The sequence below is a fragment of the Bradyrhizobium canariense genome (genome assembly GCF_019402665.1).
GTDB classification, from domain to species: domain Bacteria; phylum Pseudomonadota; class Alphaproteobacteria; order Rhizobiales; family Xanthobacteraceae; genus Bradyrhizobium; species Bradyrhizobium canariense.
On the sequence record NZ_VSST01000019.1, the window covers coordinates 1 to 14,076 of the forward strand.

Annotated in this window: 10 protein-coding genes; 4 read left to right on the forward strand and 6 right to left on the reverse strand. The window is 64.2% G+C overall.

All coding sequences use genetic code 11. The annotated features are described in order from the left end of the window. Positions 1–835: 835 nt before the first annotated feature. A complete protein-coding gene (locus tag FXB41_RS09225; RefSeq protein ID WP_007595920.1) occupies positions 836–2,419 on the reverse strand; it encodes a porin in 1,584 nt (527 codons plus the stop codon). 506 nt (positions 2,420–2,925) lie between these two features. Between FXB41_RS09225 and FXB41_RS09230 the strand changes: the two genes are divergently transcribed. Further along, entirely contained in the window at positions 2,926–3,405 is a 480-nt protein-coding gene (locus tag FXB41_RS09230; RefSeq protein WP_007595922.1) for a MarR family winged helix-turn-helix transcriptional regulator, read from the forward strand. 77 nt (positions 3,406–3,482) lie between these two features. Here FXB41_RS09230 and FXB41_RS09235 read toward each other — a convergent pair whose 3' ends face one another. After that, a complete protein-coding gene (locus FXB41_RS09235) occupies positions 3,483–4,565 on the reverse strand; it encodes an alpha/beta hydrolase family protein (protein WP_219681513.1) in 1,083 nt (360 codons plus the stop codon). Positions 4,566–5,424: 859 nt separating this feature from the next. On the opposite strand from FXB41_RS09235, the gene FXB41_RS09240 reads away from it, so the two are divergent. From FXB41_RS09240 to FXB41_RS09250, 3 genes are all read left to right on the forward strand, one after another. Beyond that, positions 5,425–6,489 carry a ketopantoate reductase family protein gene (locus FXB41_RS09240; protein WP_007595931.1) on the forward strand — a complete coding sequence of 355 codons (1,065 nt, stop codon included), beginning with the start codon at positions 5,425–5,427 and terminating at the stop codon, positions 6,487–6,489. A gap of 526 nt (positions 6,490–7,015) precedes the next feature. After that, positions 7,016–7,834, forward strand: a complete 819-nt coding sequence (locus FXB41_RS09245; RefSeq protein WP_219681514.1) for a YkgJ family cysteine cluster protein — start codon at positions 7,016–7,018, stop codon at positions 7,832–7,834. Positions 7,835–7,936: 102 nt separating this feature from the next. Then, on the forward strand, positions 7,937–9,448 hold the full coding sequence (locus tag FXB41_RS09250) for an ATP-binding protein (protein ID WP_219681516.1): 1,512 nt from the start codon (positions 7,937–7,939) through the stop codon (positions 9,446–9,448). A gap of 16 nt (positions 9,449–9,464) precedes the next feature. On the opposite strand, the gene FXB41_RS09255 is transcribed toward FXB41_RS09250, so the two are convergent. The 4 genes from FXB41_RS09255 to FXB41_RS09270 form a co-directional block, all read right to left on the reverse strand. Beyond that, the gene (locus tag FXB41_RS09255; protein ID WP_219681725.1) at positions 9,465–10,496 is read right to left on the reverse strand and encodes a HoxN/HupN/NixA family nickel/cobalt transporter; all 1,032 of its coding nucleotides are present in this window, start codon (positions 10,494–10,496) and stop codon (positions 9,465–9,467) included. A gap of 177 nt (positions 10,497–10,673) precedes the next feature. Continuing rightward, positions 10,674–11,414, reverse strand: coding sequence for an ABC transporter ATP-binding protein (locus FXB41_RS09260; RefSeq protein ID WP_007595939.1), 741 nt, complete (start codon positions 11,412–11,414; stop codon positions 10,674–10,676). Continuing rightward, the gene (locus tag FXB41_RS09265) at positions 11,411–12,244 is read right to left on the reverse strand and encodes an ABC transporter ATP-binding protein (RefSeq protein WP_219681517.1); all 834 of its coding nucleotides are present in this window, start codon (positions 12,242–12,244) and stop codon (positions 11,411–11,413) included. The genes FXB41_RS09260 and FXB41_RS09265 overlap by 4 nt, the downstream gene beginning before the upstream one ends. Next, positions 12,244–14,067 carry an ABC transporter permease gene (locus FXB41_RS09270; RefSeq protein WP_007595943.1) on the reverse strand — a complete coding sequence of 608 codons (1,824 nt, stop codon included), beginning with the start codon at positions 14,065–14,067 and terminating at the stop codon, positions 12,244–12,246. The genes FXB41_RS09265 and FXB41_RS09270 overlap by 1 nt, the downstream gene beginning before the upstream one ends. Between the last annotated feature and the right edge of the window lie 9 nt (positions 14,068–14,076).

Here is a 14,076-nt window from a genome sequence, read left to right on the forward strand (position 1 = left end):
CGCGTCCTCGCGGCGCGTTTCGCCCGAGCTTTGCCTGGTAGCTCCACCCTCTTTTCCAAGAGGGCGCAGGGAAGGCCGGGTGCCGGCTGGCACCCGCGGTCCGCTGCGCGAAAATGTAGCGCAAGGAAACCGCACAGCAGCATACAGGTGTAGCCAATCACTCGGCCTTCCCTGCGCGATGGTTGGACGGCTTATGCCGTGCTCTCCCGGGAGCCGAGTTCTCTTTGGCCTCCCTCGCCTTCGCGAAATTCACCGGCACCGCGCCGGTTGACGCAGATGCCGCATTCGCCAGGGCTTGACCGTAGCAACGACGGCCAGGACCACACGGTTTTGCCGTACGCACGGCCCGCCATTTCGCCGCAGTTTTTCCAGCCCTGTCGACGGAGCCGGAAACTTACAGACGAGACGAAGCCTAGCAGCGCCGCTCGTCGGAACGAAGCCTTGGGCTCACGGAGAGCAATCCGCCCTGCCCTTAGCCACTCGTACCCGAACGCTGCCGCGTCCACCGCAAGCCCGGCTCGCGAACGTGACGACCACAAGATCGCCCCTCAAGGATGAGCCGGGATGAGCGACACATACGCCAAAACCGAATTTCGGTAAAGTGGAATATTTTTGCGGCCAACGATTGACAGAGGAGCGACACAGGCGCGGTCCCGTAGCCCGGATGGAGCGCAAGCGTAATCCGGGAAGGTGCCAGACACCGCGCGAGCGGCCCCGGATCGCACTTGCGCTCCATCCGGGCACCGGGGCTTCGCCGTCCTACATCATCTGCTTTGCGCAAAAAAAACACCCGGCGGTTTCCCGCCGGGTGTTCGTTCATGTGTTTCGACAGATCTTACCAGTTGCGCTGAGCGCGGAGGATCATGGCGATCGAGTCCTGGTCCTTCAGTTCGTAAACCGCGGCCGGCTTAGCGGTAATAACGTTCGGGACGAGGCCAACCGTACCGGAGTACTTCTGGTCGAGGTGGGTCCAGGAGACGTCAGCCGAGAACGTCAGGTTCTTGACCGGGGTCCAGCGGGTGACGACACCGAGCTGGCCGATGGCGAAGTCCGGGTTACAACCCGTCACACCGGCCAGGCCGCCGAACACGCCGCCAGCACCGCCGGCGCCGCAGAGGGTGGTCTTGGCCAGCGTGCCGAACTGGGCCTGTGCGTAGGCACCGTACAGCGAGGAGTTCCAGTATGGATCCCAGTTGTGGGTGTAAGCGCCGCGGAAACCCCAGGTCTTGACGGTTTCCTGCGAACTGCCGGTCACGAACACCGTATCGGGAGCGCTGGCGAAGCCGATGCTGCCGTAAGAGCCAGCAATGCCCGAATTGCCGTACAGCGCGTAGCTGCTGCCCGACAGATTCTGGAAGTTGTAGCGGGTCGCACCGTCGGTGTAGACGCCCTGGATGTTGATCGTGTCACCCGCGCCGGTCGGGATGTTCTTGATCGACAGAGCGAGCTGAACCGCCCAACCCCATTTGTCGTCGGGGTGGCCGGTCGGCTCGGTCGCGCCGTAATAACCGACGTGGTTGTCATGCGCGGCCACCGACGCCTGGAACAGGCCCCAGGCCTGGTCGACACGAACCGTACCAACGAGGTTCGGCGAACGAGTGCCGCCGATCGCGTTGGTGCCGTACGAGCCGCCGATCATGCCGCCCGCGGTCGCGCCGGTCATGTTGACGTTTCCGGCCTGATAGTAGGCCGAGACGTCTTCAGCCGAGAACGACGCCGTGATGCCCTGACCGAAGTCGGCGGTGTAGGTGAACTGGTTGACACCAGTGACCGTGCCGCTGCCGCCGACGAGGTTGTCGGTGATGTTGCCGGGATAGTTGGTCCAGGGCGCGTCGAACTGCGACACGGCCTTACCCATGGTGAAGCCGGCGAACTGAATGAAGGCGTAGTACACGCCGAGTGCGCCACCCGAGGTGTTGCCGTCGGTGCCGTTGACCGAGCCGCTACCATTCGAACCAACGAGGCCGGTGCCGGCAGCGTTGAGACCGAGCGTACCGCTGTACTGGGTTGCGCCCGTTGCCGACCCGGTCGGGGTATAGTTGCCGCTCGTCCAGGTGAAGACGCCGTCGAAGAAGGTGCGGACCACGCCGTATTCGGTCGCTGTGCGGGTGTCGATGTTGAGGTCTTCACGAGCGCGGAAGGTGTAGTAGTTCATCAGGCGGTTGCGAGCACCGGCAGTGCCGCCCTGGTTCGGATTGAAGTCCGAGTTGGTGTTGAAGTTCGCGTCAGCGCGCACGTAGCCGCCGAGCTTGATGCAGGTGTCGGTGCCCGGGATGTAGTAGAAGCCGGCGCCGTACAGCGAACAGATCTTCACGTATTCGACCGCCTTGGCCTTCACGGGAAGATCGGCTGCGAACGCCCCGGAGGCGGCCATCAGGCCGGCAGCCGAGCCGAGAAAGAGTGTCTTCGTCAACTTCATTAGTAAACCTCCAGGTCGGTTCAGGGGGCTCGGGTCCTCGGTGGACGCCGCTTTACCCTCTCAATTTCGATCAATTCAGATCCGCACGAAGGTCCGGACTGAAACGACAGCGAGGTGCCCCCCCTCCGTCGTGGCTTCACATATAGTTTATAAAAACAACTGCCTCAATTTATTGATTTGATGAATCGACAGTTCCGGCCGGGATGTGGCTTAAGAGCAACAGCGGCGGCTTTGGTAGCGAAGATTCCATATAACCAAACAAGAAAAGCCCTCAGGGGGCATCCCGAGGGCTTCTTGGAGGTCTCGCATCGCTGTCCATCGAGCGGGTCAAGAGCAGCGAAATAGAGTAGGATAGTCGATAATAAAATTAATTGTTCTTTGCAAGCAATAATTTGTCCTGTGATTTCAGCTGCGCGGTATCTCCCTGTCGTCGGCGCGCGATTTTCGAGACGCTTCCAAGATATCCCATTAAAGATGGCTCATAGAACAAATGGGGAGGGAGCCACATGATCGAGAAGAAACTCGACAGGGCGATTACGGACTTTATCTGGAACGTCGTTGAAATTCATTCCCAGCTGGAGGACATCCACACCAGCTGGGCCGGACTGCTGGGCATTACCGAGCCGCAGTGGCTGATCCTGATGGCAATCACTGAACTGGACCAGGGGCGAGGTGTCGCCGGAATCGACATCGCAAACAAGCTGCGGGTCCACCCGGCCTTCGTGACCAACCAGACCAAGGCCCTCGAAAAGGGCGGCTTCCTATCGCGACGGCCGGCAGCAGACGACGCACGCTACGTCCTGATGTCGCTCACCGCAAAGGCGACCTCGGAGATCGAAAAGCTGTCCAAGAGAAAGCTCGCCTTGAACTCGACCATGTTCAACGAGCTCGACGAGAAGACCTTGGCCGATCTGAATGCCGCGCTCGCAACGATTGCGAAGAATGCCCGGTTGGCCGCACGGTTGCTGGCCATCGACGCCTCCTGACCCCCTGACCTCAGACGCGGAACGTGCGCCTCGATCAATCCCCAATCTCTTCTCGCCTTCCCAATCTCTTGCGCGGCTCAGAGGTAGGTCACAGAGCCCAGCTGGGGGGCAATTCCGAGTTTGCTGTCGAGCCATTCGAAAATGAAATCGTCCACCGCGATGAAATTCTCGACCTCGCCCAGGGGGTGCGGAATGCAGTTCGGCACGACGGTCGCGCAATCGGCTCCGGCCTGCCGATAGCCGGCTTGCAGTTCGAGAGCATCCTCCTCCCAAACCATTGAGCGGCTCCCGACGACCATCAGAAGTGGGCAAGGGATCCGACGCGACGGCGGCAACGAACCCGTTGAGGTCCCGTCACGGACCGTCTGCTCGACGCCGATCATCCAGCGCAGCGATGCCCGGCGCATGACCGGCGTCGCAATGCCGCCGTCGCCCACGACGGCAGCCATCCTGCGATCCAGGAGGGCAAGACGGGATGCGTGACTGGCGGCCGCCCCCTCGCCGTAGACCGCGATCTGCTGCGAATCGACGTCCGGACGCGCTTCCAGGTAATCCAGCCAGCATTGCAGAATATGCGCCGGCTTGAAGGGGCTGCGACCGGATGAATTGCCGGTATCAACGAGCAGGAGTGACATGTTCCGTCGCCCGGAGGCCGGCAACAGCCTGCTCATCAACGAGCCCAGGGTGATGTCCTCGTCGCTGACACAGATAACCGCGGGTGCGAAAGACCGATCGGGGAACGCCGGCAGAAAGTAGCCCGCAAGCGAGCCTTGATCAAAGCAGTCGATCTCCACGCGCTCGATCGCCGAACCGGCGTCCTCCTCGAAGCCCCTCAGGCTGAGTCCGACCTTGTCTACGAGGTCGGTACTCCCGGGATCTCCGGGCCAAGACAGGTTCCTCGCGACTTCAAGGGCCGTCAGCGAGCACAGCCACGCTTCCCGCGCGATCTGAGCTGAACCGGCTGCGCGCACCGATTCGGCGAAGATCCGGTACTCGCCTGAGATCCTCAACCAGTCCGAAATCCACCGATGCCTGTGCGCCTCGCGCACGAGTTCGGTGACGGACAAGCTTTCGAAAAAATCGGACGCGCGTTTCCGCAAGCACGCCAGGCTTCGACCGGCGCCGTCGCACGTGCCGTGAGGCCAATGATCATGTTCCATGACAGTCCCCGAACGGCGCGTCGGCGGTTGCTTGGACTCGGCGCAGCGCTGTCAGCGCAACGCCCTGCATGTCTGCTCGATGCGATATCACGCGTGCGTGATCGCGCTTGCGTCTGCCGTCCCGATGATCGTTCCGCTTTCCCTTCGCGGGCGGGGCACTGGACCAGACGGACTACAGTCCGAACGAACCGGTCGCAAAGCAAGTCTCACGCCGACTCCAACTCAATCGTCACGTCTCAGCTCCGTTGCTGATACACAGTTTAGGCCCCGCACCACTCTGCCATTTTTTGCTGTTCCGCGTTTGCAGTTTTTTGTTGCGGTGGACGACTAAAATTGGAGCTCATTTAACGAGGGAGAAGGCATCGCCTGTGTCGGCTTCCATCATGAATTCCTGATGACGCCGATCCGCCGTGCCACCAATCACGCCAGCGACAAAAGATGCGGCGGGTTGCCGCCTGATCGATGCCGACGCCCTTCGCCACGGGACTTTCCCGCGGTCGACGTCGCAGGAAAACCCGCGCGACGAAATCCTCGATGTCGCTCATCCGCACCCGGCGCGCGAGACGTGACGAGGTATGATCGCGTTCTGGGCGAGCCCGGCGATTGAGGCGTGCAACATTTCTTACTTCGGTAAGCCAGTTATTTGAGCAACTCATGGACATCCAGAACCCGTCGCCGGTGAGGCGCCGTCGCGCTTTCGGCGTCAAGCAACACGCCGGGCCGCCTGCTGAGCCTTCCGTGCCTTGTATCCATTATCCCAGTTGCCATCCCCACGCACTTTGCCTTACATGCCGGCCAAACTCGCCCGCGGATGACGGCCGGGGCTCAAAAATCGCACAAATTGTCAAAGGGACGAGACATGGCGCGTAACATCCTGATTCTCGGGGCTTCCTACGGCTCCCTGCTGGGCACGAAGCTGCTGATGGCGGGGCACAACGTGACCCTGGTCTGCCGCGCCAAGACCGCGGAGTTGATCAACCGCGAGGGTACCGAGGTGCGCATCAAGTTGCGCGACGAGGCGGTTCACCGCGCCATCTTCTCGCGCGACCTGCCCGGCAAGCTCGACGCCGTGACGCCGGCCAATGTGGACTTGTCCCGTTACGACATGGTCGGCCTTGCGATGCAGGAGCCGCAATACACCAACCACACGGTGCGCGTTCTCATGGTCAGGATCGCCGCGGCGAAGCTGCCGTGCCTGTCGATCATGAACATGCCGCCGCTGCCCTATCTGAAGCGGATCCCCTCGCTCGCAGACATGGATCTCGAGGAGGCCTACACCAATGCGCAGGTGTGGGAGCGCTTCGAGCCCGGGCTGGTGACCCTGTGCTCGCCCGACCCGCAGGCGTTCCGTCCGCCGGAAGAGGCTGCGAACGTGCTTCACGTCGGTCTGCCCACGAATTTCAAGGCATCCGTGTTCGCCGACGAGAAGCACAACAAGGTGCTGCGCGAGCTCGAAGCCGACATCGACGCGGTGACCCTGGACGGCCACGACGTGCCGGTGAAGCTGAAGGTATTCGATTCTCTGTTCGTGCCGCTGGCGAAATGGTCGATGCTGCTGACCGGCAACTACCGCTGCATCACGCCGCACGAGCCGCAGTCGATCCGCGACGCCGTGCACGGCGATCTCGCGCGCTCGCAGACGATCTACGAGCATGTCGACGCCATCGCTCGGCGTCTCGGCGCCGATCCGCAGGACCAGGTACCGTTCGCGAAATACGCCAAGGCTGCCGAGAGCCTGCTGAAGCCGTCATCGGCCGCACGCGCGGTGGCTGGCGGCGCGCCCTTCATCGAGCGCGTCGACCTGCTGGTCAAGCTGATCTCGCATCAGCTCGGCGCGCCCAATGCAGAGATCGACCGCACTGTCGAGACCGTGGACCTGAAGCTCAACGAGAAGATCGTGCAGGGCGGATCGGGCGCGCTGTAACGGGCGCTTCCATTCGCGATCGGACGCGTCGGCGCTTACGCTCCCAAGACACCGGGGCTGAGCGTCGCGCCTGGGGCTGCCACCATGCTCTCACGCAAATGATCGCGCGCGGCACTGTTCCTGGTGTGACGCAAACTCAACAGGAGTGATCGCGAGTCATCGATCACGCGATCGTGTCGCTTTCAGTTCCCTCCTGTTTTCACCGCAAATATCACGCCTGAATGACACAGAGCCCATGTGGCTCGTCATTTCTAGACGTGGCGCAGCGTGAAAATGCGGCATTTCCGCTCGAACTGAACCAAAGCGCACAATCCTTGTCCGCCGCGCGCTCGAACGAGGTCGCACGCTTCGGACGAGATCCTTCATTTGCGCAAACGCCGCATGCGCGCGCGCCAGGCTCGCCGTCTTGTCTGGCGGATGTGCCTGAGTAACATAGCTTTGCAAGACAGTCTTTACGGCTTTTCCAGACACGGTTTGCAGTCCCCGCGTTCGGATCCAGACAAGAAAAATCGAAGAAAAAGAAGCAATGGACCAGGCGATGCTGAGCGTCGTCCGCGCAGTAGAGGCAGGCGCGACGACGATGAAGGGCGTGATCGACGCCACCGGACTGTCCCGTCTCAAAATCGAACGTGCGTTGAACGCGCTGGAGAAGCAGAAGCTGCTGGTCCGCGACGGCCAGGGTTTTCGCGGAACCGGCCCGACCAGGACAGCCCAGCCTGCCCGACAATGCGGCTCGTGCGATGCCTGCTGCGACATCCTCGAAGTCGCCGCCGTCGACAAGCCGGTGAACCAGCTGTGCAAGCATTGGCAGACGGGCACGGGTTGCACCATCTACGAGCGCCGTCCCCAGATGTGCCGTTCATTCGTCTGCGCCTGGCTGCAAGGCCATCTCGACGACCACTGGTTTCCCGCGAAGTCGGGCATCATCGTGCATTTCAGCCAGGACGCCGTCAACGTCACCGTCGATGATCCTTGCCCTGATCGCTGGCGCGAGGAGCCCTATTTCAGCAAGCTCGCCGAATGGTCGCTGAACGGCATCAAGCGAATCGGAAATCGCGGCTACGCGACGCTCGTCGTCTCCGGCGCCGACCGGTTCCTGCTGCTCGGGCGCACCGTCGTTCCCGAGCCAACGCTGTTCGGCACCGCGTTCATGCCGCTCACCGCCGACACATTTCGATTCTGGCGGGCGACATCCCCGGAGCATCTGCAGCGGCTGCACGAGCGTATCGCCGAGATCGAGCGGATCAGGCAGGAATTCGGCTCCTGCGCCATTCCTTCCGATGAGGACGACGATCCGCAAGCGCCCTATCGGCCCGCACTTCTACGGCAATCGAATCACGCCTGAACTCCGCCGTGGGCAACAACGCATGATTTCCGCCATGGTGCTCGACGCGCCGCGACCGGGTTGTTAAGTCCCTGTCCGCGAATGATAGGACTTGAGTCGGGCATGACGGTTGCAATCGAGATGGGGCAGACCACGGCGGGCGCTGTGGCCGCCATGGACCTCGAGGAACTGCTGGCGACCCGCCTCCTGGTGCAGGGCAATTCGGGCTCCGGCAAATCGCATCTGCTGCGACGGTTGCTGGAGCAGAGCGCACCCTGGGTGCAGCAGGCCATCATCGATCCCGAAGGCGATTTCGTCTCGCTGGCGGAGCATTTCGGCCATCTCGTGATCGAGGCCGAGGATCACACCGAACGCGGCCTTCAGGTTGCCGGCGAGCGCGCACGGCTGCATCGCGTCTCCACCGTGCTCAATCTCGAAGGGCTCGACGCCGAAAACCAGATGCGCCGCGCCGCGGCCTTCCTCGGCGGGCTGTTCGATGTGGACCGCGACCATTGGTATCCGATGCTGGTGGTCGTCGACGAGGCGCAGCTGTTTGCGCCTGCAGTCGCGGGCGAAGTCTCGGACGAAGCGCGAAAGCTTTCGCTTGGCGCGATGACCAACCTGATGTGCCGCGGCCGCAAGCGCGGGCTCGCCGGGATCATCGCGACCCAGCGGCTGGCAAAGCTCGCCAAGAACGTCGCGGCGGAAGCGTCCAACTTCCTGATGGGCCGCACCTTCCTCGACATCGACATGGCGCGCGCCGCCGACCTGCTCGGCATGGAGCGGCGGCAGGCCGAATCGTTTCGCGATCTCGAACGCGGACAATTCATGGCGCTCGGCCCCGCGCTGTCGCGACGGCCCCTGCGTTTGAATATCGGCACGACCGAAACCCAGCCGCGCAATTCCACGCCGCGGCTGATGCCGATGCCCGAAGCCGCACTCGAAAACATGCGCGCCGTGATCCTGGCCGCGCCGCCCCCCGATGCCAGCCGGCCGCAGCGCCGGCCCGCGCCCGATCTGCTCGAGCAGCTCCGCGCCGCGAAGGCTGCGGCACCGGAGATCGGGCCCGAAATGATCGAGGTTCCGGTCAGCGCCGAGGAGCTCGCCGAACGGCGCGAGCGCGTGGATCGGACCCTTCGTGCCGTGCTCGCCGCGCCCGACGCCGGTTTCCGCGCGGTCGGCGTGCTGTACCAGGAGTTCGTGGTCCGCTGCCGCATCGAGGGCCTCGGCTCGGCGGTGCCCGACCTCACCGAATTCCGCCGCATGCTGACGCGCGCACGCGCCGGGCTCGGCGCCGAGCATGCCGAGGACGACGCCTGGCAGGATGTGTCGCTCCGCGCCTCGATCCTTCCCGACGACATGCAGGGCGTGTTCATGATGATCGCGCGCGCGGCGAAAGAAGGCTGGCCGTGTCCCGGCGACGCCGCCATCGCCCGCGCCTACGGCTCGCACTCCCTGCGCCGGGCGCAGCGCCTGCTCGGCTACATGGAAGAGCAGGGTCTGATCGTCTGCCAGCTCGACGGCGCCGGCCGCCGGATCGTGACGCTGGTAGAACTGGCCTGGGCCACCGCGCCGGGCGATCCCAATGCTGATGATTTACCCGCGGAGCAGGCTCCGAGCGCGGCTTCGGCTTGAGCCAGCGGATTGTCGATCAGGCCGCTTCGGTGACATCGGCGCCGATCAGCGCATCGGCCGCGCGCCGCCGCTCAACTGCAAACATGCGCCGATAGAGCACGACTGAGACGAGCCAGGCGACCGCGAACAGCGCGACCACGGCGAAGCCGACATTGGCGAGCGAGTCGTTGAGCGCGTCGACCAGTGCCCACGCGCCGCCGGACAGGCCGAGCCGGTCCGCGATCAGCCCGAGCGCCTCGATTCCCCCGATCAACAGCGCCACCGCCACGGAAGCTCCTGTGATCGTGAGGTTGTACCAGAGCTTTCGCAGCGGATCGACGAAGGCCCAGCGATAGGCGCTCACCATCAGCGCGGAGTCGGCGGTATCGACCAGCGCCATGCCCGACGCGAACAGCGCGGGGAAAACGAGAACATCGGCAAACGACGCACCGCGCGCGGCTTCGCCGGCGGAGATGCTGAGCAGGCCGATTTCGGTTGCGGTGTCGAAGCCGAGCCCAAACAAAAAGCCGAGCGGATACATGTGCCAGGGTTTCGTCACCAGGCGGAACATCGGGCCGAGCAGCCGCGCCAGGAGACCGCGACTGGCGAGCAGGGCGTCGAGGCCCTCGGCGTCGTGAATGCCCTGCTCCCGTGCGGCGCGAAACGTCCGCCACAGGCCGGCGAAGATGACGAGATTGATGGCCGCGATCACCAGCAGGAACAGCGCCGAGACCGACGTGCCGATGAAGCCGCCGATCTCCTTGAGCAGGCTGTCGCCACCCAGGGTCACGACGCCGAGCGCGAGCAGCATGGTCGCGACCACGACGATCGTGGAATGGCCGAGCGCGAAATAGAGACCGACGCTGCGCGGCGCGCCGCCGGCCTGCATCTGCTTGCGCACGACATTGTCGATGGCCGCGATGTGGTCGGCATCGACGGCGTGGCGCAGGCCGAACACCCAGGCGAGCAGCGCGGTCGCCATCACCGTCGGCCGGTCACCGAACGCCGCGAAGGCCCAGGCCCACGCCGCGATGTTGGCCGCGATCAACCCGCCGAACAGCAGCACCATCCCGGGCTCGACCGCCCGCAAAGATAATCTCGTCACGTCAATCATTCGGTCCACTGCGCACGCCCATCGCACGAGCGGTATGATCTTTTCATAAGGTGGTCATACTGGCCAGACTCGACTTCCACCCGATGATCGCATATGCGGATTTGCGGGAGGGAGGAGACGACAGCGGACCCCTTACGCGGCCTCGGAGCCGCCGAGATAGGCATCGCGGATGCGGGGATCGTCCTTCAGCGCGCGGGCGGAGCCGGAGAGAACGATCTTGCCGGTCTGGAGCACATAGGCCTCGTGCGCGATCTCGAGCGCGAGGCTGGCGTTCTGCTCGACCATGAAGACCGAGACGCCCTCCTGGTTGATGGTGCGGATCAGCTCCAGCACGCGGTCCACGTAAAGCGGCGACAGGCCCATGGTCGGCTCGTCCATCACGATCATCCTGGGACGGCTCATCAGCGCGCGCGCCATCGCGACCATCTGCTGCTCGCCGCCCGAGAGCGAGCCGGCGCGCTGCGACAGCCGCTGGCCGAGCTTCGGGAACAGCGTGAGCATCTTGTCGAGATCCTGCGCGATCGCCTCGCGGTCGTTGCGCACGAACGCACCCATCAGGATGTTCTCGCGCACGCTCATGTCGGCGAACAGCCGTCGCGCCTCCGGCACCGAGGCGATGCCGCGGCGGACGATCTGCGGCGTGGTAAGTCCGAGCAGCGAGGCACCGTCGAAAGTCACCTCGCCCGAGCGCGGCTTCACCAGGCCCAAAATGATCTTCATCGTGGTCGATTTGCCGCTGGCATTGCCGCCGAGCAGGCAGACGATGTGGCCGCGCGGAACTGATATCGACAGGTCGAAATGCACCTGGGCCTGACCGTAGAAGGTGTTGACGTCGGTGAGCGTCAGCAGCGCATCGGGAGGCGGGTTCGTCATGCCGCGCTCTCCTGCTTCGTCGTCAGGCCGTGGCCGAGATAGGCCTCGATCACCTTGGGATCGCCGCGCACCTGTTCACCCGGGCCTTCCGCGATTTTCTTGCCCTCGTCCATGACGATGACGCGATCGGAGAGGCGCATTACCATTTCGAGCTTGTGCTCGATCAGCAAGATCGTCAGCCCTTCGGCTTTCAGCTCGGCGACGAGCCCCTGCATCTCCGTGGTTTCGGTTGGATTCATGCCGGCGGTCGGCTCGTCGAGCAGCAGCAGGCGCGGCCTCAAGGCGAGCGCACGGGCGATCTCGACGCGGCGGCGGTTGGCGTAAGAGAGACTGTAGGCGGGCTGGTCGATGCGCGGCAGCAGCCGCTCGCCGAAGCGCGCGAGAATGACCTTCACCTCCTCGCGCAGCCGCTCCTCCTCGGCCTTGACGCTGGCGGGGCGCAGCAGCGCCAGACCCAGTTCCAGCAGCGGGCCGATCAGCGGCACGGCCGGCTTGACGGCACGCAGCCGCGTATGGGCGCCGATCAAGACGTTGTCCATGACGCTGAGATTGCCAAACACGCGACCGAGCTGGAACGTGCGCGCGATACCTTCGGCGGCAAGCCGCTCCGGCGAGAGACCCGTGATGTCCTGACCTTCGAAGCGAACCGTCCCGGCGTCCGGCAGATCAAGCCCGGTCACGAGATTGAACAGCGTCGTCTTGCCGGCCCCGTTCGGGCCGATGATGCTGATCAGTTCGCCTTTGGCGAGATCGAGATCGATGGCGTCGACGGCGGTGAGGCCGCCGAAACGCCGCGTCAGACCGCGCAGGGACAGCATGGTCGTGCTCATCACATCGTCCCCAACAGGCCCTGCGGCCTGAACCGCACCAGCAGCAGCAGCACGATGCCGTAGATCAGGATGCGATACTCCGCCGCAATGCGGAACACTTCCGGCAGGCCGACCAGCGCGACCGCCCCGAGAATCGCTCCGACGACATTGCCGAGGCCGCCGAGGATCACCACAGTCAGCGCCAGGATGGATTGCTGGGTGTTGAAGGTCTCGTGGTTGATGTAGGAATAGAGGTGCGCGGCGATGCCGCCGCTGACGCCGGCGGCAAAGCCGCCGAAGATGAAGGCGAGCGATTTGTAGCGATTCAGGCTGAGCCCATAGGCGCGCGCGGCGATGTCGTCGTCGCGGATGGCGCGAAAGCTGCGGCCGAGATGCGAGCCGAGCAGGCGTCCCTGCAGCAGCGCCAGCACGACCATCACGATGAAGCTGAACCAGTAGATCGAAATCGGGCTGACCAGCTCATAGCCAAACAGCGACAGCGGCGGAATGCCGGAGATGCCGATCGGCCCGCGCGTGACGCTCTCCCAGTTCAGGATCACCAGCGAGACGATCTCGCCGATCGCGAGCGTCGCGATCGACACATAATGCCCGCGCAGCCGGAACGACGGCGAGATCAGCGCCGTGCCCAGCGCCGCGCTCATCAGGCCGCCGCCGATGATGGCAAGGCCAACCGGGACGGCGAACGTGAGCGACAGCAGCGCGGAGGTGTAGGCGCCGATCGCGAGCAGCGCGGCGTGCCCGAGCGAAACCTGGCCGATCGTGCCTGCCACCAGGGTGAGGCTCAGCGCGAGCATGCCGAGCAGCCAGGCGTTGATCAGGGTCTGGAGCACGTAGAACGACACCGGCAACAGCGGCAGGATCGCGAAGACGGCGGTCGCGATCAGCAGAGCCCAGCGCGGAATACGCACCGGGCGGCTCGGCGCAATGAAAGTGCCGGTGAGCGGCTCGGGCGGCGCCTGCCGTGCGCTGGCGAACAGACCGTTCGGGCGCAGCACGAGCACCACGACCAGCAGCAGGAATGCGAACAGATTGCGGTAGCTGGTGCCGAACACGGCGACGCCATAGCTCTCGACCAGTCCGAGCAGCAGGCTGCCGATCACCGCGCCCGGCACGTTGCCGGCGCCGCCGACGACTTCGGCGACGACGCCCTTGAGCGTCGCCTGCAGGCTCATCGCGGTGTCGATCTGGTTGTAATACATGCCGACCAGCAGGCCGGAAACGCCGCCGAGCGCAGCCGCAATGCCGAACACCGCCTGATTGACGCGATTGACGTCGACGCCCATCTGCATCGCGGCGTCGCGGTCCTGCGCGGTGGCACGCACGGCCCAGCCGAGCTTGCTGTAGCGCAGGAACACGAACAGCAGCAACGCGCTGGTGAGGCCGACACCGGCGATGAGGAGATCGAGCGGTCCGATCGTGCCGCCGCCGATCTGGAAGCGGATATCCGGCAACTGGCTCGGCAGCGCGCGCGGATTGGGCGAGAAGGTCAGCATCACGAGCTGATCGAGCACGAAGCTGATGCCGATCGTCGCCAGCAGCGGCGCGATGCGCACCGAGTTCTGCAGCGGACGCAGGCCGAACCGTTCGATGATCAGGCCGACCAGCGCTGCCGCCACCGCGACCACGATGATGGTGAGCGGCAGCGGCGTGTGCAGCTGCACCACCGCGACCCAGCCGATATAGGCGCCGACGAGGTAGATCGACCCTTGCGCAAAGTTGATCAGCCGGCTGACGCCGAAAATCAGCGCGAGCCCGACCGCAACGAGGGCGTAGACGTTACCGACGATCAGCCCGTTGATCGTGTAGTCGAGCCAGGAAGACACGCAGAAAAT

Excerpts from the sequence above, each read along its gene's own strand:
- FXB41_RS09225 (WP_007595920.1), bottom strand. The coding sequence starts at position 2,419 with ATGAAGTTGACGAAGACACTCTTTCTCGGCTCGGCTGCCGGCCTGATG.
- FXB41_RS09230 (WP_007595922.1), top strand. The coding sequence starts at position 2,926 with ATGATCGAGAAGAAACTCGACAGGGCGATTACGGACTTTATCTGGAAC.
- FXB41_RS09235 (WP_219681513.1), bottom strand. The coding sequence starts at position 4,565 with ATGGAACATGATCATTGGCCTCACGGCACGTGCGACGGCGCCGGTCGA.
- FXB41_RS09240 (WP_007595931.1), top strand. The coding sequence starts at position 5,425 with ATGGCGCGTAACATCCTGATTCTCGGGGCTTCCTACGGCTCCCTGCTG.
- FXB41_RS09245 (WP_219681514.1), top strand. The coding sequence starts at position 7,016 with ATGGACCAGGCGATGCTGAGCGTCGTCCGCGCAGTAGAGGCAGGCGCG.
- FXB41_RS09250 (WP_219681516.1), top strand. The coding sequence starts at position 7,937 with ATGACGGTTGCAATCGAGATGGGGCAGACCACGGCGGGCGCTGTGGCC.
- FXB41_RS09255 (WP_219681725.1), bottom strand. The coding sequence starts at position 10,496 with ATGGTGCTGCTGTTCGGCGGGTTGATCGCGGCCAACATCGCGGCGTGG.
- FXB41_RS09260 (WP_007595939.1), bottom strand. The coding sequence starts at position 11,414 with ATGACGAACCCGCCTCCCGATGCGCTGCTGACGCTCACCGACGTCAAC.
- FXB41_RS09265 (WP_219681517.1), bottom strand. The coding sequence starts at position 12,244 with ATGAGCACGACCATGCTGTCCCTGCGCGGTCTGACGCGGCGTTTCGGC.